Source organism: Serratia sp. K1WW1 (genome assembly GCF_055790865.1).
Map to the genome: position 1 here is coordinate 4235632 of NZ_CM147697.1, position 25330 is coordinate 4260961.

The 25330-nt window shown below is 53.8% G+C and carries 23 protein-coding genes and 5 tRNA genes; 1 reads left to right on the forward strand and 27 read right to left on the reverse strand.

What is annotated here, in order from left to right; genetic code table 11:
- Positions 1–242 precede the first annotated feature (242 nt).
- On the reverse strand, positions 243–1298 hold the full coding sequence (gene aroG / locus ACX9GU_RS19145) for a 3-deoxy-7-phosphoheptulonate synthase AroG (RefSeq protein WP_218519681.1): 1056 nt from the start codon (positions 1296–1298) through the stop codon (positions 243–245).
- Between the two features lie 209 nt (positions 1299–1507).
- Between aroG and zitB the strand changes: the two genes are divergently transcribed.
- A complete protein-coding gene (gene zitB, locus ACX9GU_RS19150; RefSeq protein ID WP_473192583.1) occupies positions 1508–2446 on the forward strand; it encodes a CDF family zinc transporter ZitB in 939 nt (312 codons plus the stop codon).
- A 32-nt stretch (positions 2447–2478) separates the two neighbouring features.
- On the opposite strand, the gene pnuC is transcribed toward zitB, so the two are convergent.
- From pnuC to sdhC, 26 genes are all read right to left on the reverse strand, one after another.
- Positions 2479–3204, reverse strand: coding sequence for a nicotinamide riboside transporter PnuC (gene pnuC / locus ACX9GU_RS19155; protein WP_473192584.1), 726 nt, complete (start codon positions 3202–3204; stop codon positions 2479–2481).
- Between the two features lie 30 nt (positions 3205–3234).
- Entirely contained in the window at positions 3235–4296 is a 1062-nt protein-coding gene (nadA, locus tag ACX9GU_RS19160) for a quinolinate synthase NadA (RefSeq protein ID WP_037375120.1), read from the reverse strand.
- Positions 4297–4931: 635 nt separating this feature from the next.
- Positions 4932–5007: transfer RNA gene (locus ACX9GU_RS19165), tRNA-Lys, on the reverse strand.
- A 30-nt stretch (positions 5008–5037) separates the two neighbouring features.
- Positions 5038–5113 (reverse strand) — tRNA-Lys (locus ACX9GU_RS19170).
- A gap of 166 nt (positions 5114–5279) precedes the next feature.
- A tRNA-Lys gene (locus tag ACX9GU_RS19175) sits at positions 5280–5355 on the reverse strand.
- A 7-nt stretch (positions 5356–5362) separates the two neighbouring features.
- Positions 5363–5438: transfer RNA gene (locus ACX9GU_RS19180), tRNA-Val, on the reverse strand.
- A 152-nt stretch (positions 5439–5590) separates the two neighbouring features.
- Positions 5591–5666 (reverse strand) — tRNA-Lys (locus ACX9GU_RS19185).
- Positions 5667–5859: 193 nt separating this feature from the next.
- Positions 5860–6663, reverse strand: coding sequence for a cell division protein CpoB (gene cpoB, locus ACX9GU_RS19190; RefSeq protein WP_473192585.1), 804 nt, complete (start codon positions 6661–6663; stop codon positions 5860–5862).
- 9 nt (positions 6664–6672) lie between these two features.
- On the reverse strand, positions 6673–7182 hold the full coding sequence (gene pal, locus ACX9GU_RS19195) for a peptidoglycan-associated lipoprotein Pal (RefSeq protein WP_065686444.1): 510 nt from the start codon (positions 7180–7182) through the stop codon (positions 6673–6675).
- A 47-nt stretch (positions 7183–7229) separates the two neighbouring features.
- On the reverse strand, positions 7230–8522 hold the full coding sequence (gene tolB, locus ACX9GU_RS19200; protein WP_422527279.1) for a Tol-Pal system beta propeller repeat protein TolB: 1293 nt from the start codon (positions 8520–8522) through the stop codon (positions 7230–7232).
- Positions 8523–8655: 133 nt separating this feature from the next.
- Complete coding sequence (gene tolA, locus ACX9GU_RS19205; RefSeq protein WP_473192586.1) at positions 8656–9861, reverse strand: cell envelope integrity protein TolA; 1206 nt, start codon at positions 9859–9861, stop codon at positions 8656–8658.
- A 78-nt stretch (positions 9862–9939) separates the two neighbouring features.
- Complete coding sequence (gene tolR, locus ACX9GU_RS19210) at positions 9940–10368, reverse strand: colicin uptake protein TolR (protein ID WP_021805261.1); 429 nt, start codon at positions 10366–10368, stop codon at positions 9940–9942.
- A 16-nt stretch (positions 10369–10384) separates the two neighbouring features.
- Positions 10385–11068 carry a Tol-Pal system protein TolQ gene (gene tolQ, locus ACX9GU_RS19215; RefSeq protein WP_024483139.1) on the reverse strand — a complete coding sequence of 228 codons (684 nt, stop codon included), beginning with the start codon at positions 11066–11068 and terminating at the stop codon, positions 10385–10387.
- Entirely contained in the window at positions 11065–11472 is a 408-nt protein-coding gene (ybgC, locus tag ACX9GU_RS19220) for a tol-pal system-associated acyl-CoA thioesterase (RefSeq protein ID WP_021805263.1), read from the reverse strand. Before ybgC ends, tolQ begins: the two co-directional genes overlap by 4 nt.
- 133 nt (positions 11473–11605) lie before the next feature.
- Entirely contained in the window at positions 11606–11902 is a 297-nt protein-coding gene (ybgE, locus tag ACX9GU_RS19225) for a cyd operon protein YbgE (RefSeq protein ID WP_021805264.1), read from the reverse strand.
- Positions 11902–12015 carry a cytochrome bd-I oxidase subunit CydX gene (gene cydX, locus ACX9GU_RS19230; protein ID WP_021805265.1) on the reverse strand — a complete coding sequence of 38 codons (114 nt, stop codon included), beginning with the start codon at positions 12013–12015 and terminating at the stop codon, positions 11902–11904. Before cydX ends, ybgE begins: the two co-directional genes overlap by 1 nt.
- 17 nt (positions 12016–12032) lie before the next feature.
- The gene (gene cydB, locus ACX9GU_RS19235) at positions 12033–13172 is read right to left on the reverse strand and encodes a cytochrome d ubiquinol oxidase subunit II (protein WP_021805266.1); all 1140 of its coding nucleotides are present in this window, start codon (positions 13170–13172) and stop codon (positions 12033–12035) included.
- Positions 13173–13187: 15 nt separating this feature from the next.
- Positions 13188–14756, reverse strand: coding sequence for a cytochrome ubiquinol oxidase subunit I (gene cydA / locus ACX9GU_RS19240; protein WP_021805267.1), 1569 nt, complete (start codon positions 14754–14756; stop codon positions 13188–13190).
- A gap of 765 nt (positions 14757–15521) precedes the next feature.
- Positions 15522–16394, reverse strand: coding sequence for a succinate--CoA ligase subunit alpha (gene sucD, locus ACX9GU_RS19245; protein WP_021805268.1), 873 nt, complete (start codon positions 16392–16394; stop codon positions 15522–15524).
- Positions 16394–17560 (reverse strand): ADP-forming succinate--CoA ligase subunit beta, encoded by a 1167-nt coding sequence (gene sucC / locus ACX9GU_RS19250; RefSeq protein WP_020825677.1) that lies wholly within the window; start codon positions 17558–17560, stop codon positions 16394–16396. Before sucC ends, sucD begins: the two co-directional genes overlap by 1 nt.
- A 119-nt stretch (positions 17561–17679) precedes the next feature.
- Positions 17680–18897: a 2-oxoglutarate dehydrogenase complex dihydrolipoyllysine-residue succinyltransferase gene (gene odhB, locus ACX9GU_RS19255; protein WP_021805269.1), complete on the reverse strand. Its 1218-nt coding sequence runs from the start codon at positions 18895–18897 to the stop codon at positions 17680–17682.
- A gap of 10 nt (positions 18898–18907) precedes the next feature.
- The gene (gene sucA, locus ACX9GU_RS19260; RefSeq protein ID WP_166734456.1) at positions 18908–21724 is read right to left on the reverse strand and encodes a 2-oxoglutarate dehydrogenase E1 component; all 2817 of its coding nucleotides are present in this window, start codon (positions 21722–21724) and stop codon (positions 18908–18910) included.
- Between the two features lie 254 nt (positions 21725–21978).
- Entirely contained in the window at positions 21979–22695 is a 717-nt protein-coding gene (locus ACX9GU_RS19265; RefSeq protein ID WP_021805271.1) for a succinate dehydrogenase iron-sulfur subunit, read from the reverse strand.
- Between the two features lie 16 nt (positions 22696–22711).
- Positions 22712–24478: a succinate dehydrogenase flavoprotein subunit gene (gene sdhA / locus ACX9GU_RS19270; RefSeq protein ID WP_024529344.1), complete on the reverse strand. Its 1767-nt coding sequence runs from the start codon at positions 24476–24478 to the stop codon at positions 22712–22714.
- Positions 24479–24826, reverse strand: a complete 348-nt coding sequence (gene sdhD / locus ACX9GU_RS19275) for a succinate dehydrogenase membrane anchor subunit (protein WP_021805273.1) — start codon at positions 24824–24826, stop codon at positions 24479–24481. It abuts the gene before it with no gap.
- A complete protein-coding gene (gene sdhC, locus ACX9GU_RS19280; protein ID WP_024483149.1) occupies positions 24820–25209 on the reverse strand; it encodes a succinate dehydrogenase cytochrome b556 subunit in 390 nt (129 codons plus the stop codon). The genes sdhD and sdhC overlap by 7 nt, the downstream gene beginning before the upstream one ends.
- Positions 25210–25330: the final 121 nt, after the last annotated feature.

Here is a 25330-nt window from a genome sequence, read left to right on the forward strand (position 1 = left end):
AGTAACAGTTACACGAGATGGAAACTGCTGGGGCTAAATAAGAGCTTTCCTGGAAATAAAAATAATGGCCGGTAACACCAACTTATTATCATTAGAAAAGGCCCAACAGAACGAAGAAAGCTCTACGAAATTAGTATAATGTCAGATTTTGTTCTGGTGTTATTGTTGCAGGAGTCAATTCTTAAAATCACCCTAAAGGTTGGGCCCCGCAGCAATGCTGCAGGGCCACAAACACGGGTAGCTTATCGGCTACGGCGCGCCTTCACCGCTGCGGCCAGATCGCGCAGTACGGTTTCGGTATCTTCCCAGCCAATACAGGCATCGGTCACGCTTTTGCCGTAAACCAGCGGTTCGCCGCTTTCCAGGTTTTGATTTCCTTCCACCAGGTGGCTTTCGATCATCACCCCGATAATGGCTTTTTCACCACCACGCAGCTGCTGGCAAACGTCCGCGTTCACCTCCAGCTGTTTTTTAAACTGCTTGCTGCTGTTGGCGTGGCTGAAGTCGATCATCACCTGTGCAGGTAAGCCCGCTTTGGCCAGCCCCTCTTTCACTTCTTTCACATGGGCAGCACTGTAGTTTGGCTCTTTGCCGCCACGCAGAATAATGTGGCAGTCGCCATTGCCGCTAGTGTTAACAATCGCGGAATGACCCCATTTGGTGACGGACAGGAAACAGTGCGGTGCGCCAGCGGCATTGATAGCATCGATCGCCACCTTGATGGTGCCGTCGGTGCCGTTTTTGAAGCCCACCGGGCAAGACAGGCCAGAGGCCAGTTCACGATGCACCTGGGATTCCGTGGTGCGTGCGCCGATCGCTCCCCAGCTCATCAAATCTGCCAGGTATTGCGGAGTGATCATATCCAGGAACTCGCCCGCAGCAGGCAAACCGCCGTCATTGATATCCAACAGCAGCTTACGCGCCAGGCGCAGGCCTTCGTTAATCTGGAAGCTGTTATCCATTTGCGGATCGTTGATCAGCCCTTTCCAGCCAACGGTGGTACGTGGCTTTTCGAAATAGACGCGCATCACTACTTCCAGCTCACCACTGAGCTCCTGGCGCAGTGTCATCAGGCGCGCGGCATACTCTTTAGCCGCTTTGGTATCGTGAATGGAACAAGGCCCAATCACCACCAACAGGCGATCGTCATTGCCACGCAGGATGTTGTGGATCGATTGGCGAGCCAGTGACACCGTCTCTGCTGCCTGAGCCGAAGCCGGAAACTTTTCCAACAGGGCCACCGGCGGCAGGAGTTCCTTGATTTCTTTAATGCGTAAGTCGTCGTTTTGGTAATTCATCACTTTTCCATTCGGTATCGGGTGTATCGCACAGCGCGTAGAGTAGATTTCACCAATCTAGCTTGTGAGGCTGGCGCTGTAAATCACCTTTAGATCCCATAATCACCATCGGCAAATATTCAGCTCTCAATCAGGGCAGCCTATAATGAGCTAAGTAACGGCCAAGATTGGACTTTGGCACCCGACAAACTTTGCAATAAGGATAAGTAATGACCGGAGCTTCCCATGTCCATCAGCCTAAAGACGGCAACAGTAAGCGCCTACTAGCCGCATTTTTAGTCACCACCCTCTTCATGGTTGTCGAGGCCGTGGGCGGATTGCTTTCTGGTTCACTGGCGCTGCTGGCAGACGCCGGGCATATGCTGACGGATTCCGCAGCCCTGCTCGTCGCGCTGATGGCGGTGCACTTCTCACAGCGAAAACCCAACGCCCGCCATACTTTTGGCTATCTGCGCCTGACCACGTTGGCCGCGTTTATCAATGCTGCCGCATTACTGCTGATCGTCGTATTCATCCTGTGGGAGGCCATACGGCGTTTCTTCGAACCACAGCCAGTAATGGGTACCCCAATGCTGGTGATCGCCGTAGCAGGTCTGCTGGCTAACCTGTTCGCCTTCTGGCTGCTTCACCGCGGCAATGAAGAGAAAAATATCAACGTGCGTGCCGCTGCCCTACATGTTCTTGGTGACCTGCTCGGCTCAGTCGGGGCGATCGCAGCAGCCATCATCATTCTGACAACCGGTTGGACCCCCATCGATCCGATACTCTCGGTCCTGGTTTCCTGCCTGGTATTGCGCAGCGCCTGGCGCCTGCTGAAGGAGAGTTTCCATGAACTGCTGGAGGGAACACCGCAGGAGGTAGATATCAATAAGCTGCAAAAGGATCTGTGCCTGAATATTCCGGAAGTCCGTAACATCCATCACGTGCATGTCTGGCAGATTGGTGAGCAAAAGCTGATGACGCTCCACGCCCAAGTGATCCCACCACACGATCATGACGGGCTGTTACGCCGCATCCAGGCCTATTTGCTGGAGCATTACCAGATTGGCCATGCGACGATCCAGATGGAGTACCAGCATTGTGATACCCCTGACTGCGGCATTGCGAGTGACCACTCACACTCCAGTCATCTGGGGCATCATCATTAACATCCAGGGGCGCTGGTTACGCCCCTGACGTATTAAGGTGCTGAAGAAAACGGCTGGGAGTGATTCTTCGCGGCGCTGCGTATCCATAGCCAGGAGCCATTGAGAGCAATCAGCGTCAAAATGACGTATTCCAGCGCCATGGCGTATACGCCCTGGTAAGCAAAGATCGCCACGCTGATCACATCAATCACTACCCACAGCAGCCAGTTTTCGACGTACTTGCGCGTCATCAGGATCATGGCGACGATGGACAACACCATCATGGCCGAATCCCAGAACGGGAAAGCGTCCGGTTGCAGTTCTGGCATCTGTACGTAAAGACCCAGCCCCTGCATCACCGCCACCGCAATTTGCGTCAGATAGGCAAATACCCGGTCGATATTAAACGTCATCAACGCAATACCAACCACGCACACCGCCCCCCATGCCAATGCTTTAGGCAGCGGCAACCAACGGATCTGCAATTCGGCCTGATTATCCTGCGTCTGACGGCTCCAGGCGTACCAGCCGTAAATATTGGCCACGAAGAAAAACAGTTGCAGCAACAGGCTGGCGTACAGTTGGATCTGAAAGAAGATCACCGCAAACAGCGTGACGTTGATCAGGCCAAACAGATAGTTGATGATTTTCTCTTTGCTGGCATACCAGATACAGAGTAAACCAAACAGCGTGCCGATGGCCTCAATCCACGACAGGTCATAACCCCCTGCACCAATCGGAATGTGGACCAGAATGTTGCCGGTGCTGAAAAAGCTCATGTCTATTCCTTAAAAAACGTAAGCCTGGATTCAGGCGTTGCCTTTAACCTGCATTTTCAACTGCGCTGCAAAGTCCAGCATGCGGTTGAGCGGGATCAGCGCCTGATCACGCAGTGCGCCATCAACAAAAATCTCATGCTGTGAGCCCCCTTGTTCCAGCCCTTCGGCAATAGCCTTCAGGCCGTTCATCGCCATCCACGGGCAGTGGGCACAGCTGCGACAGGTTGCCCCCTCACCGGCAGTAGGAGCTTCAAACAATTCTTTATCCGGACAAGCTTGCTGCATCTTGTAGAAGATACCGCGATCGGTGGCCACGATCAGTTGCCGGTTGGGCAAGGTTACCGCCGCCTGGATCAGTTGGCTGGTCGAACCGACGGCATCAGCCAGATCGACGATCGCCTGCGGTGACTCTGGATGCACCAGTATCGCAGCCTCCGGGTATAAGGCTTTCATACGTATCAGCGCCTGGGTTTTAAACTCGTCATGGACGATACAGGCCCCCTGCCAGCACAGCACGTCCGCCCCGGTCTGCTTCTGCACATAGTTGCCCAGATGGCGATCCGGCGCCCAGATGATTTTCTCCCCCAGGCTATCGAGATGTTCAATCAGCTCAACGGCAATGCTGGAAGTGACCACCCAATCGGCACGCGCTTTGACGGCTGCTGAGGTATTGGCGTAAACCACCACGGTCCGATCTGGATGGCTATCGCAGAACGCGGCGAACTCCGCCTCGGGACAACCGAGGTCCAGCGAGCACTCGGCATGCAGCGTTGGCATCAGCACCTGTTTTTCCGGGCTGAGGATTTTGGCCGTCTCCCCCATAAAACGCACGCCAGCAACCAGCAAAGTAGACGCGGGATGTTGGCTGCCGAAACGTGCCATCTCCAGTGAATCGGCTACGCAACCGCCGGTCTCTTCGGCCAGCGCCTGGATCTCCGGATCGGTGTAGTAATGAGCCACCAAGACCGCATCACGCTGCTTGAGCAAGGTTTTGATCTTCTGCCGATAAAAAGCCTTCTCTGCGACGTCTAACGGCACCGGTTTCGGCGGGAATGGATATATCGCCGCATTGACATCAAACATTTCACTCATCGCTGTTATCTCTATGCTAGGCTGTGGGTCTGCTTTTTAGGCTATATCTTGCCGCTTGCTCAACCACCTCGTTTTATATACTAAACAAAATACCTAATTTTTGACTAAAAGTCGCTGAACATTTCTTGTCATGGGCAGATTTGTTTAATGGGCTGAAATTTTGGTTGAAATGAGAAGCTTTGAGTTCAAAAAATAACGGCTAGGAGCAGTGATTTGTGGGAGAGTAGATCTGGCAGGATGACCGGCTGCCGCCGTTGCCTCGCAAGCGAGACTCGAACCTGAACGCAGGCTCTCACCCGCACGATTGGTGCGATATGGTGCGCTGGAGTTTGGAGTTTAGTGCTTTGGAATTTTTAAGATGGTGGGTCTGGCAGGATGACCGGCTGCCGCCGTTGTCTCGCAAGCGAGACTCGAACCTGAGCGCAGGATCTCACCCGCACGACTGGTGCGATATGACGTGCTGGAGTTTGGAGTTTAGTGCTTTGGAATTTTTAAGATGGTGGGTCTAGCAGGATGACCGGCTGCCGCCGTTGTCTCGCAAGCGAGACTCGAACCTGAGCGCAGGATCTCACCCGCACGACTGGTGCGATATGACGTGCTGGAGTTTGGAGTTTAGTGCTTTGGAATTTTTAAGATGGTGGGTCGTGCAGGATTCGAACCTGCGACCAATTGATTAAAAGTCAACTGCTCTACCAACTGAGCTAACGACCCACTGATGTGGTTTACTGCTAAATCTTAAGATGGTGGGTCGTGCAGGATTCGAACCTGCGACCAATTGATTAAAAGTCAACTGCTCTACCAACTGAGCTAACGACCCACTGACGTGGTTTACTTCTTAATACAAAAGCAACGAGGAAGGACTCGACTGCACATAATGGTGGGCCTGGCAGGATTATCGGCTTTTGCCGTTGTCTCGCTTCGCTCGGCTCGAACCTCTAACGGTTCTCATCCTCACGATTTGACTCACAATTAAATCTTAAAAATGGTGGGTCGTGCAGGATTCGAACCTGCGACCAATTGATTAAAAGTCAACTGCTCTACCAACTGAGCTAACGACCCACTGTAGTGGTGGGTGATGACGGGCTCGAACCGCCGACCCCCTCCGTGTAAAGGAGATGCTCTACCAACTGAGCTAATCACCCACTGTCGTGGTACTACTCCACTCTTTACCAATTCACTATGAATTGGTGGGTCGTGCAGGATTAGCGGCCATGCCGTGGTCTCCCTACGGTCGGCTCGAACCTTTGACGGTTCTCATCCTTCACGATTCCAGCTTTACCAACTCATTAAGAATTGGTGGGTCGTGCAGGATTCGAACCTGCGACCAATTGATTAAAAGTCAACTGCTCTACCAACTGAGCTAACGACCCACTGATGTGGTTTACTACTAATTTCCTAGCTGCTTTAACATCTTGCAAGTTGTCTTGGCAACGGCGGCATATATTACTAATTTATCTCAGCAGCGCAACCTAAATTTTGGCGCAATAGGTTCAACTGCTTGTTCTTCACGCGAATGAGCCCAGAATTCAGTCAAATCGACTAACTTCCGGGCTCAGTTTTTACTTACAAACTCGCTTCGCGTTTCTTGGCCTGCTTGGCCGCATCGCTGTTCGGGTATGATTTGATCACCTGCTGGTAAACGGCTTTGGCTTTATCAGCCTGCCCTTTTTCCTGCATGATCACCCCAACTTTATACATTGCGTCCGGCGCCTTGGGTGATTTTGGGTAACTCTTAACCACCACTGCATAATAGTATGCCGCGTCTTCCTTCTTACCCTTGTTGTAGTACAACTGGCCCAGCCAATAGTTGGCATTAGGCTGATAAGTGGATTTCGGATACTGCTTTATGAAAGCCTGAAAAGCGGAGATCGCCTGGTCATACTGCTTTTTTTCCAGCGCCAGTGAAACAGCGGCGTTGTAGTCGCTGTTTTCATCGCCCGTACTAGCCGCAGCGGCTGTCGCACCCGCAGGAGCGCTGCCAGCGCCGTCAGAGGACGCCGCGGCGGCTGTACCACCTGCGGCCCCTGCTGCTGCACCAGCGGAATTCTGTGCGCCACCCTGGCTAAGGCTATCCATCTGTTGATAGATCTGTTTCTGGCGTTCAACCACCTGATTCAACTGATACTGACTTTCCTGGATCTGCCCACGGAGCGTATCGATATCGCGTTGGTTGTCAGAGAGTTGTTGCTGGAGTTGGTTCAAAAGCTGGCCCTGAGCATTACTGATACGCTCAAGTGATGTGACACGGTCTTCGACCGAGCCGGACCCGACATTACTGATTGGCGCTTGGGCAGTAGCGGCCCATGGGACCGCTACGCCAACCAGTAACGCCAGACTCAACAGGTGACGTCTGAAGTTACTGTTCATGCGATTCTCTTAGTAAACCAGAACGGCACGACGGTTTTTAGCATAGGCTGCTTCGTCGTGGCCCAGTACTGCTGGTTTTTCTTTACCGTAAGAAACGATAGAGATTTGGTCAGCAGAAACGCCTTTGCCTTGCAGGTACATTTTAACTGCGTTAGCACGACGCTCACCCAGAGCGATGTTGTATTCTGGCGTGCCACGCTCATCCGTATGACCTTCAACAGTCACTTTGTAGGATGGGTTGTTACGCAGGAAAGCAGCATGCGCATCCAGCATCTGAGCGAACTCAGAGCTGACATCATATTTGTCCAGGCCGAAGTAAACAATGTTGTTACGTTGCAGTTCTTGCATCTGCAGACGTGCTTGTTCTTCAGAAGACAGGTTGCTGCTGCCGTTTTCTGTACCAGTGCCAGCGCCCATACCGGATTGGTCGTTATTAGCGCTTTTGTTAGAACTACAAGCTGCTACAGCCAGAACTGGCAGTGCCAGCAGAAGCCCTTTCAGCACTTTGTTCAGTTGCATTTCTTTGATCCTTTTATAGTTTTTGCCATACATATTTTAAACATGCATCACAGATACGGCGACCAGGCAGGGGATTTTACCTGTCCATCAGTTGCCGGAAGACGCGCTTTGAAGCGCCCATCAGTCGATACCAACTGCAGCACGGAGCCCATACCTTGCGTGGAGCTATAGATCACCATGGTGCCGTTTGGTGCGATACTAGGCGATTCATCCAGGAACGTGTCCGTTAATACTTGAACGGCTCCCGATCCGAGATCTTGTTTGGCGATATGCTGAGCCCCATTATTGGAGCTTACCATCACCAAGAATTTACCATCAGAACTCACAGTGGCGTTCTGATTCTGGGCACCTTCCCAGGTCAGACGTTGTGATGCACCACCATTGGCACTGATTTTATAAATTTGAGGACGCCCCCCCTGGTCAGAGGTAAAGGCTAGAGACTGGCTGTCCGGGAACCAGGAAGGTTCGGTATTATTGTTGCGACCATCGGTAATCTGAGAGATCTGGCCAGAAGCCAAATTCATCACATACAGGTTCATGCTACCGCTTTTAGACAAGGCGAAAGCCAAACGAGTACCGTCTGGAGAGAAGGAAGGTGCACCGTTGTGACGTGGGAATGAAGCTACCTGACGGATAGCACCATCAGACAGGTTCTGGATCACCAGCGCAGATTTGCCGCTCTCAAAGGTCACGTAGGCCAGTTTGCTGCCGTCCGGCGACCAGGCCGGTGACATCAGTGGCTCTGGTGAACGATGCACTGGAACCTGGTTATAGCCGTCGTAATCCGATACGCGCAGCTCGTACGGGAATTTCCCGCCGTTGGTCTGCACCACGTAAGCGATACGGGTACGGAATGCGCCCTTGATACCGGTCAGCTTCTCAAATACGCCATCGCTGGCGGTATGAGCCGCATAACGCAGCCACTGTTTGGTCACTTTAAACTGGTTTTGTGCCAATACGGTGCCAGGCGAACCTGAAGTATCGACCAGTTGGTAGGAAACCAGGTAGCTGCCGTCGGCACCAGGCTGAACCTGGCCAACCACTACGGCGTCAATGCCCAGCGCAGTCCAGGCCGCCGGCGTCACTTCAGACGCGGTGGTTGGCTGCTGTGGCATACGTGCCACATCAATCGGGTTGAATTTGCCACTGTTACGGAGATCTGCACCAACGATCTGGCCAACGTCTTCCGGAGGCGTGCCTGGACCCGCCCATTTAAATGGCACCACGCCAATCGGGCGAGCGGAGTCGACCCCTTGGGTGATTTCAATGCGAACTTCCGCATGCAGCACGGATGCCCACAGAACTAAAAGACCTAATGCTACTCGAAATGCCTGCTTCATCTCATCTCCCTTATCCAGGCGGTATGCCTGCGATAATTTAGCAGAATTTTAACAAACCAACGCCAACAACACTACATATTCCCTGTTGGTTACCTTGGTACATCCATGCGTTTAACTCGGTTTAAGACAATCATTATTGAGGCTTAAATGTAAGAGGAGCATTCTTAAACGCCTCATACACCGCCTGGCTAGGTGGCTTTGGAATACGAGCCTGCTTAGCTGCCGCCAATGCGGCCTGACACAAGGCAGGATCCCCACCTTCGGCCTTAACATCAATCAACAAGCCATCCGGTGCCAATTTAATCCGTAAATCGCAGGTCCTTCCTTTGTAAAGGTCGGCATCGTAAAACTTGCTCTGTATTGCGGCGGTAATCTGCCCCAGGTAACCATTAATCTCGGCACCGCTTGCCCCCGCAGTTTTGGCATTACCCTGCCCTGCAGGTTTACCGTCACCTTTAGCCTTGGCACCGCCACCTTTTGGCGCATTTTTGCCATCGGCCAAGCTACCGAATAAATCATCTACATCAGCAGACTGTTTAGCGGCTTCAGCAGCGGCCTTCTTCTTGGCGTCTGCGGCTTTCTTGGCGGCAGCAGCCTTCTCGGCAGCGGCGGCTTTTTTCGCTTCTTCTGCGGCAGCTTTTTTCTCGGCGTCAGCAGCGGCTTTCTTCTCTGCGGCTTCAGCAGCCTTCTGTTCTGCGGCAGCTGCGGCTTCTTTCTTCGCCTCTTCCGCCTGCTTCTTAGCAGCGGCGGCAGCGGCAGCTTCTTTCTTGGCTTCCGCTTCGGCTTTCTTCTGTGCGTCTGCCTGCGCCTTGGCTATTTTATCCGCCTCGGCTTTAGCTTTCGCCGCAGCTTGCTCGGCTGCCTTCTGTTGTTCTTTGGCCTTCGCCGCAGCGGCTTCTGCTGCTTTCTGCTGCTCAGCGGCCTGCTGTTGCTGCTCGGCAGCTTTCTTCTGCTGTTCGGCCTGTGCCTTGGCGTCCTGCGCGGCTTTTTCCTGCGCGGCCAAACGCTCTTGTTCCAGTTCTTTCAGGCGCTGCTGTTCCGCCGCCTGCTTCTGCTGCAGCTCTTCAGCCTGCTGCTCCGCCTTCTTCTGGCGCTGCTTTTCTGCACGCTGTGCATCGCTGCTCTGTTGCTGTTGGCGATTGTACTGCTCTACCACCGCCCCTGGATCGACCATCACGGCCCCGACCACGGAACCCTCACCGCCGCCGCCTGCACTACTCATTTCAGTATTTTCGTACAGCGAACCCCAAATCAACAGGGCAATCAATAGAATGTGCAGAACCACCGATACAATCACGGAGCGGTTCAGCTTATCATTTTGCTCAGTTGCCTTTACCAAAATAGAATCCCAAAAACTGCTGCTTAAACGGGGTTCCTGCGCCACAGGGCAGGAACCGGGTTGCCACTGACCTTAAGGTTAGATTGGCTGGGTCATCAACCCTACGGAAGCGACGCCCGCCTGATGCAGAATATTCAATGCCTTGATAATCTCATCGTACGGGACTTCCTTGGCCCCACCGATCAAAAACACCGTCTTCGGATTAGCTGCCAGACGCGACTTGGCTTCGGCCGCCACCTGCTCAGGCGGCAACAGCTCCATACGGTTGTGATCCACCACCAGGGTGTACTGACCTACGCCGGAAACTTCCAGGATCACCGGTGGATTATCGTCGCTGGACACCGTCTTGGAATCGGTGGCATCAGGCAAATCAACTTCCACGCTCTGGGTGATGATTGGCGCGGTTGCCATAAAGATCAGCAACAGCACCAACAAGACGTCCAGCAGCGGAACAATGTTGATTTCCGACTTCAGCTCACGCTTGTTACGACCACGAACTCTCGCCATGCTACCCTCCTACTTCTTATTTGCTGTCGCTGGAGAAGGCCTGGCGATGCAGAATAGCGGTGAACTCTTCCATAAAGTTGTCGTAATTCTGCTCAAGCTTGTTAACGCGCTGGTTTAGGCGGTTATAGGCCATAACGGCAGGGATCGCGGCAAACAGACCGATGGCCGTAGCGATCAACGCTTCGGCGATACCCGGTGCTACCATCTGCAAGGTGGCTTGTTTTACCGCGCCCAAGGCGATAAAAGCGTGCATGATCCCCCACACGGTACCAAACAGGCCGATATACGGACTGATGGAACCCACGGTGCCGAGGAAAGGAATATGGTTTTCCAGCGTTTCCAGCTCACGATTCATCGAAATACGCATCGCACGCGTTGCCCCTTCGATCACCGACTCTGGCGCATGGCTGTTGGCACGGTGTAAACGGGCAAACTCTTTGAAACCGGAATGGAAAATCTGCTCTGAGCCAGTCAGGCTATCGCGACGTGCCTGGCTTTCCTGATACAGACGGGAAAGCTCGATACCAGACCAGAATTTGTCTTCGAAAGCTTCGGCGTCGCGAGTGGCCGCATTGAGGATGCGGGTACGCTGGATGATAATCGCCCAAGAGGCCACTGAAAAGCATATCAAAATCAGCATGATAAACTTGACCAGCAGGCTCGCCTTCAAGAATAGATCTAGGATGTTCATGTCAGTCACTGCTTAAACTCCGCGACAATAGACTTAGGAAGCGCTATCGGCTTCATTTGGTGTGGATCAATGCATGCAATCAATACATCGGCCTGACTCAAGAGAGTACCGTCAGAATTAACAATGCGTTGAGCAAACGTAAGAGAAGCCCCGCGTATTGAGGTGATTTTGCTCTGCACTTCCAGCAGGTCATCAAGACGAGCTGGTGACAGGTAATCCACCGTCATACGCCGGACAGCGAAAGCGACATGTTCTTCACTGAGCAGCTGCTGTTGATGAAAGTTATGTTGACGCAGCATCTCGGTGCGCGCTCTTTCATAAAAAGCGACGTAACGGGCATGGTAGACCACACCACCGGCATCGGTGTCTTCAAAGTAAACACGAACCGGCCATCGAAACAACTTATTACTCACGAGACTTCCAAACCAAGGCAATTGAACGATTGCTACTATACGCAAGACGGATCGGGTTGGGAATGGGTTACTGAATGGGAATGAAAATAATTATGGGCCTGAACGGCCCATAACATGGGGGATGCGTAATAGATTATAAAGAAACGTAAAGTAATCCTGCGGCCAGGATCACAATTGCAGGTAATGGCGCGAAAAATGCACGCCAAAACGTGCTCTGTGATCGGAAGCCGACACCGTGAACGATGCCTGCACATACCGCCCAGATCAGCAAGATGCCCTGCCAGATCTCCAACGAGCTGGTACGTGCGGCAAAACGGCTAGGATCCCAAAAGATACATCCCGCCAAAATCACCGCCAGCACCAATGAAAGGGCCCGAACCGGGCCCTTGTCGGTGATAGCGTACAGCTTATCCACCAGTGACGAACTCATCACTTACCGTCTTGCTGCGCTTTTGAATCTTCACTGTGCTCAAGCGCCAGCGCCGTGATGATACCGAAGGCACAGGCAAGAAGCGTTCCGAGGATCCAGGCAAAATACCACATGGTTTAGCTCCTTTTGCTTAGTACAGCGAATGCTTATTTTTTTCGATGAAGTTCTTATCCAGGCGACCAAACATTTTGTAGTACGCCCAAGCGGTGTACGCCAGAACGATTGGCACGAAGATAATGGCAACAACGGTCATCACCTGCAGCGTGAACAGGCTGGAAGTCGCATCCCACATGGTCAGGCTGACGTTAGGCACGGTGCTTGATGGCATAACGAACGGGAACATGGTTACCCCAGCCGTCAGGATCACACAGGCAATCGTCAGTGATGAACTCAGGAACGCCATCGCAGCTTTGTCCAAACGGGCAAACAGGATAGTGAACAGTGGCAGAACCACGCCCAACGCCGGCAGTGCCCACAGAGATGGATACTTGTTGAAGTTGATCAACCAGGCACCCGCCTGATGAGCCACTTCTTTACGCAGTGGGTTGGATTCCGCTGCCGTATCCAGTGCTGAGGTGATCACGAAACCGTCGATACCTTTCACCAGCCAGATACCCGCCAACAGGAAGCATACGCCCATCACCAACGCGGAAATCTGCGCCGCAGCGCGTGAGCGCAGGTGAATCTCGGCAGTGGTACGCATCTGCAGGTAGGTTGCCCCCTGAGTCACCAGCATGGTCAGGCTGACAATACCGGCCAGCAAACCAAACGGGTTCAACAGTTGGAAGAAGTTGCCGGTATAGAACAGACGCAGATATTCATCGATATGGAACGGTACGCCCTGTAACAGGTTACCGAACGCCACGCCGAACACCACCGCAGGCACGAAGCTCCCGACAAAGATGCCCCAGTCCCACATGTTACGCCAGGTGCTGTTCTCCAGCTTCGAGCGGTAGTCAAAACCGACCGGGCGGAAGAACAAGGCAGCCAGCACCAGGATCATGGCCACATAGAAACCCGAGAACGCGGCAGCATAAACCATTGGCCAGGCGGCAAACAATGCGCCACCGGCGGTGATCAGCCACACCTGGTTACCGTCCCAGTGCGGGGCAATGGCGTTGATCATGACCCGGCGCTCGGTATCGGTTTTACCGATAATGCGCATCAGTATACCGACACCCATATCGAAACCATCGGTGACGGCGAAACCGATCAGCAGGATGCCAACCAGGAGCCACCAGATAAATCGCAGTACTTCGTAATCAAACATATCTTGGACTCCTGTTTAGCGCGCTTCCTGCACGGCGGCAGTCGGTTGTTCAAAGTGGTAGCGGCCAGTTTTCAGGCTGCTTGGACCCAGACGTGCAAACTTGAACATCAGGTACATTTCAGCCACCAGGAACAGGGTGTACAAGCCGCATATCAGCCCCATCGAGAACAGAATGTCGCCTGCGGTCAGCGAAGAGGTGGCGACTGCGGTTGGCAGCACCTCACCTATCGCCCACGGCTGACGGCCATACTCCGCCACGAACCAGCCCGCTTCAACGGCAATCCAAGGTAATGGCAGGCCGAACAACGCAGCGCGAAGCAGCCATTTCTTCTGACCGATACGACCACGTACTACGCTCAAGAATGACAGGCCGATAATAAACAGCATCAGCACACCACAGGCCACCATGATACGGAAGGCGAAGTACAGTGGAGCAACGCGTGGGATAGAATCTTTGGTTGCCTGCTGGATCTGCGCTTCCGTTGCGTCGGTGACGTTTTCGGTATAGCGCTTGAGCAGCATGCCGTAGCCCAGATCCTGTTTGGTATCGTTGAATGCGGTACGCACTGCCGGATCGGTATTACCGCCACGCAGCTCTTCCAGCAGCTGGTAAGCTTTCATACCGTTACGGATACGCACCTGGTGCTGTGCCATCAGTTCGCGCAGGCCGATAACCGGGGTGTCAATAGAACGGGTAGCAATCAGGCCGAGCGCCCAAGGAATTTGAATCGCAAAGGAGTTCTCCATTTTCTCCTGGTTCGGGATCCCGAACAGAGTAAATGCGGCCGGAGCCGGTTGAGTTTCCCATTCGGCTTCAATGGCAGCCAGTTTGGTTTTCTGCACGTCCCCCATTTCGTAACCGGATTCATCACCCAGCACGATAACGGAAAGGATAGCAGCCATACCGAAGCTGGCAGCAATGGCGAACGAACGCTTGGCAAAAGCAACGTCACGCCCTTTCAGCAAATAGTAAGAGCTGATACCCAGCACAAACATCGCACCGGTGGTGTAGCCCGAGGCTACGGTGTGAACAAACTTCACCTGAGCGACCGGGTTCAAAACCAGCTCGGAGAAGCTGAGCATCTCCATACGCATGGTTTCAAAGTTGAAGTCGGAGGCGATTGGGTTTTGCATCCAGCCGTTGGCGACCAGGATCCACAACGCAGACAGGTTTGAGCCGAGGGCAACAAACCAGGTGACCGTCATGTGCTGGATCTTGCTCAGGCGATCCCAGCCGAAGAAGAACAGACCGACCAGCGTCGATTCCAGGAAGAACGCCATCAGACCTTCGATAGCCAGCGGGGCCCCGAAGATGTCACCGACGTAATGAGAGAAGTACGACCAGTTGGTCCCGAACTGGAACTCCATGGTCAACCCGGTGGCCACACCCAGAGCAAAGTTGATTGCAAATAACTTGCCCCAGAATTTGGTCATATCTTTATAAATTTGTTTGCCGGACAGCACATATACCGTTTCCATAATTGCCAGCAAGAACGCCATACCCAGCGTTAATGGGACAAATAGGAAGTGATACATCGCCGTTAAAGCAAACTGTAAGCGCGACAGTTCGACAATATCAAACATCTTGACTCCTTGCTCCTCGCAGGAAGACTCCGACTTGCGGTTATCGGTATTACTCCCGAAAGAGTAGCCGGTAACGCCCCGCAGTGAATGCCCTTAAACACAACAAAATTTGATCCAGCCTCTCCGCTTTCAACCGCACGTTCAGAGCCAGACCACGAGGGACGGGAGCAAAACGCACCAATGAAAACCGACAGCGGGTAACAAATGCAACAAGATCAACCATCCGTAATTACACAATGGCATGATACTCGCCAAAGCCCATACAATAAATAGGTATTTGCGTGACACAGGTTGGACTTTTGGCTACAGGTCAAAAATCAGCCTAAATAGGTAGCCAGGCCAATATTGATCTAAAACAATTTAAGCCTATCTGCATATTATTGCTAGGCTCATTACGCATTTTGCTGTAATTTCCCAGCGCCCATGTTAAGCAATGGTTTAATTGTTTTTTATTGATATCTTTGTGTTAAATAAATGTAATTTAAAATACCCCCAATTGTATTACTTCAGCATTGCAATTCGATAGATATTAACTTTTTATTTTCAATGGTAATTGCAGTGAGTTAACTCACAAATCTGCTTTTTGCTAAGTAATCATAGACCATGTTGCGAGGTTGATCCCAGAACTTGCAAATACTGAGGGGACAGTTGGCAACTAGCGAACCAAGAGCTTGAAAAAACAATTCCTTGTCAGTGGGTTGTACAAAAAAAAGCCGCCCAAAGGGCGGCCAAACATGTCGAGATATTATTATTTGCTATAGGGTACTAACGATTCAGGATCGCCTTCACTGCATCACCGATATCAGCCAGGCTGCGTACGGTTTTCACCCCTGCCGCTTCCAGAGCCGCGAACTTCTCATCCGCAGTCCCTTTGCCGCCGGCAATGATGGCACCAGCATGGCCCATACGCTTGCCTTTAGGTGCAGTAACACCGGCGATATAACCCACCACCGGCTTGGTGACGTGCTCTTTGATATAGGCTGCCGCTTCTTCTTCCGCGCTACCGCCAATCTCACCGATCATGACGATAGCTTCGGTCTGCGGATCTTCCTGGAACAACTTCAGAATATCGATAAAGTTGGAACCCGGGATCGGGTCACCACCGATACCTACGCAGGTAGACTGCCCCAGACCGGCATCAGTGGTTTGTTTTACCGCTTCATAGGTCAGAGTACCTGAACGGGAAACGATGCCCACCTTGCCTGGCAGGTGAATATGGCCAGGCATGATACCGATCTTGCATTCACCCGGTGTGATCACACCTGGGCAGTTCGGGCCGATCATGCGCACGCCGGCTTCATCCAGCTTCACTTTCACAGTCAGCATATCCAGAGTTGGGATGCCTTCGGTGATGGTGATGATCAGTTTGATGCCTGCATCGATGGCTTCCAGAATGGAATCTTTGCAGAATGGCGCTGGCACGTAGATAACAGACGCGGTCGCACCGGTCGCTTCAACAGCTTCACGCACGGTGTTGAACACTGGCAGACCCAGGTGCTCAGTACCGCCTTTGCCCGGAGTCACGCCACCCACCATTTTGGTGCCGTAAGCGATAGCTTGTTCGGAGTGGAAGGTACCCTGGCTACCGGTGAAACCCTGGCAGATTACTTTGGTGTTCTTATCGATTAAAATGGACATTATTTACCCTCCACTGCCGCAACAACTTGCTGAGCCGCATCAGTCAGGCTGGTCGCAGCAATGATATTCAAACCGCTGTCCGCCAGTTTCTTGGCGCCCAGTTCGGCGTTGTTCCCTTCCAGGCGCACGACCACCGGGACGTTAACGCCCACTTCGGCTACCGCGCCAATGATACCGTCAGCGATCAGATCGCAACGCACGATGCCACCGAAGATGTTCACCAACACCGCTTTCACCTTGTCGTCAGACAGAATGATTTTAAAGGCTTCGGTCACGCGCTCTTTGGTTGCGCCACCGCCCACATCCAGGAAGTTGGCTGGTTCGCCACCGTGCAGTTTCACGATGTCCATGGTACCCATCGCCAGACCGGCACCGTTCACCATGCAACCAATGTTACCGTCGAGGGCGACATAGTTCAGTTCCCACTGGGCCGCACGCGATTCACGCTCGTCTTCCTGAGAAAGGTCACGCATTTCACGCAGTTCAGGCTGACGGAACAGGGCGTTGCCATCAGCACCCAGCTTACCATCCAGGCAGATCAGATCGCCCTGCTTGGTCACTACCAGCGGGTTGATCTCAACCATCGCCAGATCGCGCTCCAGGAACAGCGTTGCCAGGCCCATAAAGATTTTGGCAAACTGGCCGACTTGCTTACCGGTCAGGCCCAGTTTGAACGCCAGCTCACGCCCCTGGTAAGGCTGTGGGCCTGCCAGTGGATCGATGGTCATTTTGTGGATCAGCTCCGGGGTCTCTTCCGCAACTTTCTCAATTTCAACGCCGCCTTCGGTGGAAGCCATAAACACTACGCGACGGCTGGCACGGTCAACTACCGCCCCCAGATACAGCTCTTTATCGATGTCGGTGGCCGCTTCTACCAGGATCTGGTGAACCGGTTGGCCCAGCGCATCGGTCTGGTAGGTCACCAGGCGTTTACCCAGCCAGGCTTCGGCAAAAGCACGGATATCTTCTTTGCTGTTAACGACTTTAACGCCACCAGCTTTACCACGGCCGCCAGCATGAACCTGACATTTTACCACCCACGGGCCGGAGCCGATTTTAGATGCAGCTTCTTCTGCTTCACGCGGAGTGGTACAGGCGTAACCGGTTGGTGCTGGCATGCCATACCGAGCAAACAGCTGTTTTGCCTGATATTCGTGTAAATTCATGATGTTCTATCCATTCAGGTCAGAAAGTTTTAGCCGGGTCACTTTCGCGGTATTCCGCATGACTTATCGGCCACATAGCACAGGGTGTGGGCGCGGCAAAAACCGCGCCCTTGCAGGGATTAAACGTCCAGCAGCAGACGAGCCGGATCTTCCAGCATGTCTTTCACCGTCACCAGATAACTCACCGACTCTTTGCCATCGATCAGACGATGATCGTAAGACAGAGCCAGATACATCATCGGCTGGATCACGACCTGACCATTGACCGCCATCGGGCGATCCTTGATGGCGTGCATACCCAGGATGGCGCTCTGTGGTGGGTTGATGATCGGGGTGGACATCAATGAACCGAAGACGCCGCCGTTGGTAATGGTGAAGTTACCGCCGGTCAGTTCTTCCACGGTCAATTTGCCGTCACGGCCTTTGATCGCCAGCTCTTTGATTTTCTTCTCGATGTCCGCCATGCTCATGGAGTCGACATCGCGCAGTACCGGCGTTACCAGGCCGCGTGGAGTCGATACCGCAATGCTGATATCGAAGTAGTTGTGGTAAACCACGTCGCTGCCGTCGATAGAGGCGTTCACTTCCGGGAAGCGTTTCAGCGCTTCGACTACCGCTTTGATGTAGAAGGACATAAAGCCCAGACGTACACCGTGGCGTTTTTCGAACGCTTCACCGTACTGCTTGCGCAGATCCATGATCGGCTGCATGTTGATTTCGTTGAAGGTGGTCAGCATCGCGGTGCTGTTCTTCGCTTCCAACAGGCGCTCGGCCACGCGTTTGCGCAGGCGGGTCATAGGAACACGTTTTTCGCTACGGCCGCCCAAGGCTGGCTGAGGTGCCGCCGCTGGGGCTGCTGCAGCCGGTGCTGCTTTCTTGCTGGCAGCCAGGTGCGCTTCTACGTCTTCACGCGTGATACGGCCACCCACGCCGCTGCCTTTGATGGCGGCAGCATCGAGATCGTGTTCAGCAATCAGGCGGCGGATCGCCGGGCTGAGTGCGTCGTTGTTCTCTTCTTCCAGGCTGGCGGTTGCGCGCTGTGCCGGAGTTGACTCAACGCTCTGAGCTTTCGCTTCGGTCGGCTTGCCAGAGCTGTCACCCTGACGGATACGGCCGAGAAGCTGACGTGAAGTCACGGTTGCGCCTTCGTCTTCCAGGATCGCTTCCAGTACACCGGCTTCACTGGCTGGCACTTCCAATACAACTTTGTCGGTTTCAATCTCAACCAGCACTTCGTCACGCTGAACGGTATCACCCGGTTTTTTATGCCAGGTGGCGACGGTCGCATCGGCAACGGATTCAGGGAGGTCAGGAACCAGAATATCTACGCTACTCATTAGCTTTCCTTTAAATTTTTTCTTCAATATTCAGCGCGTCATTCACCAGAGCCTGCTGCTGCTTCTGGTGTACGGACATATAACCTACCGCCGGAGAGGCAGAGGCTGGACGTCCTGCGTAACGTAAAGAGGCCCCAAACGGGATCACTTCACGGAAATTGTGTTGGCTGCAATACCAGGCACCCTGGTTCAACGGCTCTTCCTGACACCAGACGAAATCATGCACGTGGGCATACTGTTCCAATACCGCTTGAACGGCCTGATGCGGGAACGGATACAGCTGCTCGATACGTACGATAGCCACGTCTTTCTGGTCGTTCTTGCGGCGTTGCTCCAGCAGATCGTAATAAACCTTACCAGAACACAGCACCACGCGTTTCACCGCTTTGGCATCCAGCTCGTCAATTTCGCCGATGGCCGGTTGGAAGGTGCCGTTTGCCAGCTCTTCCAGGGAAGAGACTGCCAGCGGATGACGCAGCAAGGACTTCGGTGACATCACCACCAGCGGACGGCGCATACCGCGCAACGCCTGACGGCGCAGCATATGGTAGACCTGTGCCGGAGTGGACGGGATGCACACCTGCATGTTCTGTTCTGCACACAGCTGCAGGTAACGTTCCAGACGCGCAGAGGAGTGCTCTGGGCCCTGGCCTTCGTAACCGTGCGGCAGCAGCATCACCAGGCCACACATACGGCCCCATTTCTGCTCACCGGAGCTGATGAACTGGTCGATCACTACCTGAGCACCGTTGGCAAAGTCGCCAAACTGCGCTTCCCAGATGGTCAGGGTGCGCGGCTCTGCGGTGGCGTAGCCATATTCGAATGCCAGAACGGCTTCTTCAGACAGCACCGAGTCCCAGACTTTGAATTCGCCCTGGCCGCTGTGGATATTAGCCAGCGGGACATAGACGGAACCATTTTTCTGGTTGTGCACCACCGCATGGCGGTGGAAGAAGGTGCCACGGCCAGCATCTTCACCGGAAATACGGATTGGGATGCCTTCATCAGCCATGGTGGCGTAAGCCAGCGTTTCCGCTGCGCCCCAGTCAAACGGCTTGTTGCCTGCGGCCATCTCGGCACGATCGCCGTAGATTTTCGCAACGCGCGACTGCATTTCGATCGCTTCCGGTACGCTGCTGATGCGGCGAGCCAGTTCCTGCAGGCGCTTCATCTCAACCTTGCTTGGGTACTCTTCGTCCCACTCATGGTTCAGGTATGGCGACCAGGTAAAGGAGTGCAGGTTCATCGGACGCCACTCTTCAACCACGCAGTCACCGCGGTCGAGAGCATCGCGATACAGGTTGACCATTTCCGTGGCATCTTCCAGGCTGGCAACCTTCTGTTCGGTCAGCACGTCAGCGTAGAGTTTGCGTGGCGTTGGGTGTTTCTTGATCTTCTGGTACATCACCGGCTGGGTAGCACTTGGCTCATCGGCCTCGTTATGCCCATGGCGACGGTAGCAGACCAGATCGATCATCACGTCACGTTTAAAGGTGTTACGGAAATCCAACGCCAGACGGGTGACAAAGGCCACCGCTTCCGGATCATCGGCATTCACGTGGAAAATTGGAGCCTGTACCATCTTGGCAATATCGGTACAGTATTGGGTGGAACGCGCATCCAACGGGTTGGAGGTAGTGAAGCCAACCTGGTTGTTGATGACGATACGCACCGTGCCGCCCACTTCATAACCGCGAGCCTGCGACATGTTCAGGGTTTCCTGAACCACGCCCTGCCCGGTGATTGCCGCGTCACCGTGAATGGTGATTGGCAGCACCATGTTGCTGCGCGCTTCGTCCAGACGGTCGCGGCGGGCACGTACAGACCCCATGACGACCGGGCTGACGATTTCCAGGTGCGACGGGTTAAACGCCAGCGCCAGGTGAACCATGCCGCCTTCGGTTTCCACGTCGGAAGAGAAGCCCTGGTGATATTTCACGTCACCGGTGCCCAGATGTTCTTTATGCTTGCCGGCAAACTCGTCGAACAGGTCGGCCGGTTTTTTACCCAGCACGTTGATCAACACGTTCAGACGGCCACGGTGGGCCATACCCAGCACCACTTCACGCGTGCCGTTTTTGCCCGCGTGACGCACCATTTCTTTCAGCATCGGCACCAGCGCATCGCCACCTTCCAGCGAGAAGCGTTTGGCCCCAGGGAATTTGGCACCCAGGTAACGCTCCAGCCCTTCGGCCGCCGTCAGTTCGCTCAGGAAACGGCGTTTCTCATCGGTGGTGAAACTGGCACGCCCCGCGACCGATTCAATGCGCTGCTGGATCCAGCGTTTCTCTTCGGTGTTGGTGATGTGCATGTACTCGGCACCGATCGAACCGCAGTAGGTCTGCTTCAGCGCAGCAAACAGATCGCTCAGCTTCATGGTTTCTTTGCCGATGGCAAAAGAACCCACGTTGAAGGTTTCCTGGAAGTCGGCTTCGGTCAGGTTGTGGTACGCCGGATCGAGATCGGGAACGCGCTCCTGCTTCCACAGGTCTAACGGGTCGAGGTTGGCGTGCTGATGCCCACGGAAGCGGAAGGCGTTGATCAGCTGCAATACCTTGACCTGCTTGGCATCGGTTTCAGGATCGTTGATGGTGGTGTTATAACGAGCAGAATCTTTCGCCAGGCGGCGGAAGTAGTCTCGCGTTTGGGAGTGGAGCTGATCGGGTTTGACACCCGCAGTTGGTAGTTGCTGGAAAATCGAACGCCAACTATCTTCAACGGAACTCGGATCGGTTAAAAAGTCTTCATAGAGCTGCTCTATGTAGGACTGGTTCGCGCCCGCCAGATAGGAGGAATCCAGCCAGGCCTTCATTGCGCCGTTCTGCATTTTGATCCCTTAAGCTTTAAAGCTTCAGTTTTCGCCGTGGTTAACATAATTACCGTAATGGTACGCTTAACGGTTCACTAGACGTGCTTATACAAGTGCACGTTCTGTTTTGGACCTTGCGGCCCCATACAAGGAACCTCTAAAAACCGGCGGGACAAACCTGATTGCCTTTAACCACAATCACGGGTCAGTTTTTAGAGATACCCTCTTGGGATGTGCGCCGGTAAAGCCACCGGCGCAGCATCTCGTTCTGTTTATGCGCCGCGTTGCAGCAGCATAGACTTGATATGACCAATTGCACGGGTCGGATTCAAGCCCTTAGGGCATACACTGACACAATTCATAATGCTATGGCAGCGGAAAACACTGAAAGCGTCGTTCAGATCATCCAATCGTGCTTCAGTTTCCGTATCACGGCTGTCGATCAGGAAGCGGTACGCCGCCAACAGACCGGCCGGGCCAACAAACTTGTCAGGGTTCCACCAGAACGATGGGCAAGAGGTGGAGCAACAGGCACAGAGAATACATTCGTACAATCCATCCAGTTTTTCCCGCTGATCCGGCGTTTGCAGGTGCTCACGCGCCGGAGGGTTCTTGCCATCATTAATCAGGAACGGCTTGATTTTTTCATACTGGGTATAGAACTGCCCCATATCCACCACCAGATCGCGCACCACCGGTAACCCCGGCAGCGGGCGGATCACAATCTTGTTGTTGCCTTTACGCAACGACGAGACCGGGGTGATACAGGCCAGACCGTTCTTACCGTTCATATTGATGCCGTCTGAACCGCACACGCCTTCACGGCAAGAGCGGCGGAAAGATAAGGTCGGGTCCTTTTCTTTCAGCTGGATCAACGCATCCAGCAGCATCATGTCACGGCCTTCTTCCGCTTCCAGGCTGTAGTCCTGCATATGCGGGGCGCTATCGACATCCGGATTGTAGCGATAGATAGAGAATTCAAGTTTCATCAATCGAGCTCCGCAATTAGTAAGAACGCACTTTCGGCGGGAATGCCGCGCGCAGCTTCGGTTGCATGTTCACTTCACGACGCGTCATGCTTTCCGATTGCGGCAGATACAGCGAATGGCACAGCCAGTTGGCATCGTCACGCTCCGGGAAGTCGAAGCGGCTATGCGCGCCACGGCTCTCGGTACGGAAGTTGGCCGACACGGCGGTGGAATACGCGGTCTCCATCAGGTTATCCAACTCCAGGCATTCGATGCGCTGGGTGTTGAATTCGCTGGAGGTATCATCCAGGCGTGCGTTCTTCAGACGTTCACGGATCACTTTCAGCTCTTCCAACCCTTTCGCCATCGCATCACCTTCGCGGAACACCGAGAAGTTATGCTGCATACAGGATTGCAGTGCCTTACGAATTTCCACCGGATCTTCACCAGAACGGGTGTTGTTCCAACGGTTCAGACGATCCAGCGAAGCTTCGACGTCCGATTCGCTGGCTTCGCGGCTTTCACCCTGCTCTGCCAACGACTCTTGCAGGTGCATACCGGCAGAGCGACCAAATACCACCAGATCCAGCAGCGAGTTGCCGCCCAGACGGTTGGCTCCGTGTACCGATACGCAGGCAATTTCGCCTACTGCGAACAGGCCCGGGATCACCACGTCTTCGCCTTTCTCGTTCACGGTCAGCGCCTGGCCGGTCACTTTGGTCGGAATACCGCCCATCATATAGTGGCAGGTTGGAATGACCGGGATCGGCTCTTTCACCGGATCGACGTGGGCGAAGGTACGGGACAGCTCCAGAATACCCGGCAGGCGGGACTCCAGCACTTCTTTACCCAGGTGGTCCAGTTTCAGCTTGGCATGTGGGCCCCAAGGACCGTCACAGCCGCGGCCTTCTCGGATCTCAATCATGATCGAACGTGCCACAACGTCACGGCCCGCCAGATCTTTGGCATTTGGCGCATAACGTTCCATGAAACGCTCGCCATGTTTGTTCAGCAGGTAGCCACCTTCACCGCGACAACCTTCGGTGACCAGTACGCCAGCCCCGGCAATGCCGGTTGGGTGGAACTGCCACATTTCCATATCCTGCACCGGTACACCGGCACGCAGCGCCATACCGACACCGTCACCGGTATTGATGTGGGCGTTGGTGGTGGATTGGTAAATACGGCCTGCCCCACCGGTAGCCAGAATAGTTGCCTTGGCCTTGAAGTACACGACTTCACCGGTTTCGATACAGATAGCGGTGGTACCGACTACCGCACCATCCTGGTTTTTCACCAGATCCAGCGCATACCACTCGGAGAAGATGGTGGTGTGGTTTTTCAGGTTCTGCTGATAAAGGGTGTGCAACAACGCGTGACCGGTACGGTCTGCCGCCGCAGCGGTACGGGCCGCCTGCTCGCCACCAAAGTTCAGTGACTGGCCGCCAAACGGGCGTTGATAAATGCGGCCATCGTCCAGACGGGAGAACGGCAGGCCCATGTGTTCCAACTCCAGAATCGCTTCCGGGCCGGTTTTACACATATATTCAATGGCGTCCTGGTCACCGATATAGTCGGAACCCTTCACCGTGTCGTACATATGCCATTCCCAGTTGTCTTCGTGGTTATTGCCCAAGGCTACGGTAATGCCGCCTTGTGCAGACACGGTATGGGAACGGGTCGGGAATACTTTGGAAAGCAGGGCACAGGTTGAGCCCGCCTGGGAAATCTGCAGCGCCGCGCGCATACCTGCGCCACCAGCACCGATAACAACTGCATCAAACTCTCTGATTGGCAGTTTCATTTAAGCACCCCACACTACGATTGTTCCGTACAGTAAATAGACCAGCAACGTGACGACAATCGCCAGTTGCAGCACCAGGCGTAACGCCAGTGGCTTGATATAGTCCGTCAGCACCTGCCACATTCCCACCCAGGCGTGAACCAGGATCGACAGCAATGTCAGCAAGGTGAATACTTTCGTAATGGAGGTGGCGAAGAAGCCGCGCCAGATTTCATAGGTGATGTCCGGAGCCGTAACGACGAAGCCCAGGATATAGAGAACATACAGGGTGATGACGATGGCGGAAGCACGCAGTAACAACCAGTCGTGTACGCCGTTACGTCCTAATGCAGAAACGTTGCTTACCATACGAGGACTCCAGCCAGAATTGACAGCACGACGGTCAGACCGAACGCCACCTGGGCAGAACGGGTACCTGCGGCTAAACTCTCTTCGATATAGCCAAAATCCATTAACAAGTGACGAATGCCACCGCAAATGTGATAGGCCAACGCGGTGAGGATCCCCCAGAAAATGAATTTCACGAAGAAGCTATTCATGATGGCGGCAGCGTGCAGGAAGCCCTCTTGAGAAGAGAGAGAGATACCCAGCAGCCAGAGGAGAATGCCCACGGCAACGAAAGTAATTACGCCAGAGACTCGGTGTAAGATGGACGCTATCGCAGTTACAGGAAACCGGATCGTTTGCAGATCCAGATTGACAGGTCTTTGTTTTTTCACGGTTTTGCCCACACAGCTCTTATTATTTTCCTTCCTCCGGGCCTGGGTGGGGATCAGACAGCGTCCAAGAGTTTTCACTCTTACACCTCACGCGCTCAAACATCGACATCCTAGTGCTTAAACGGCGCGTAGT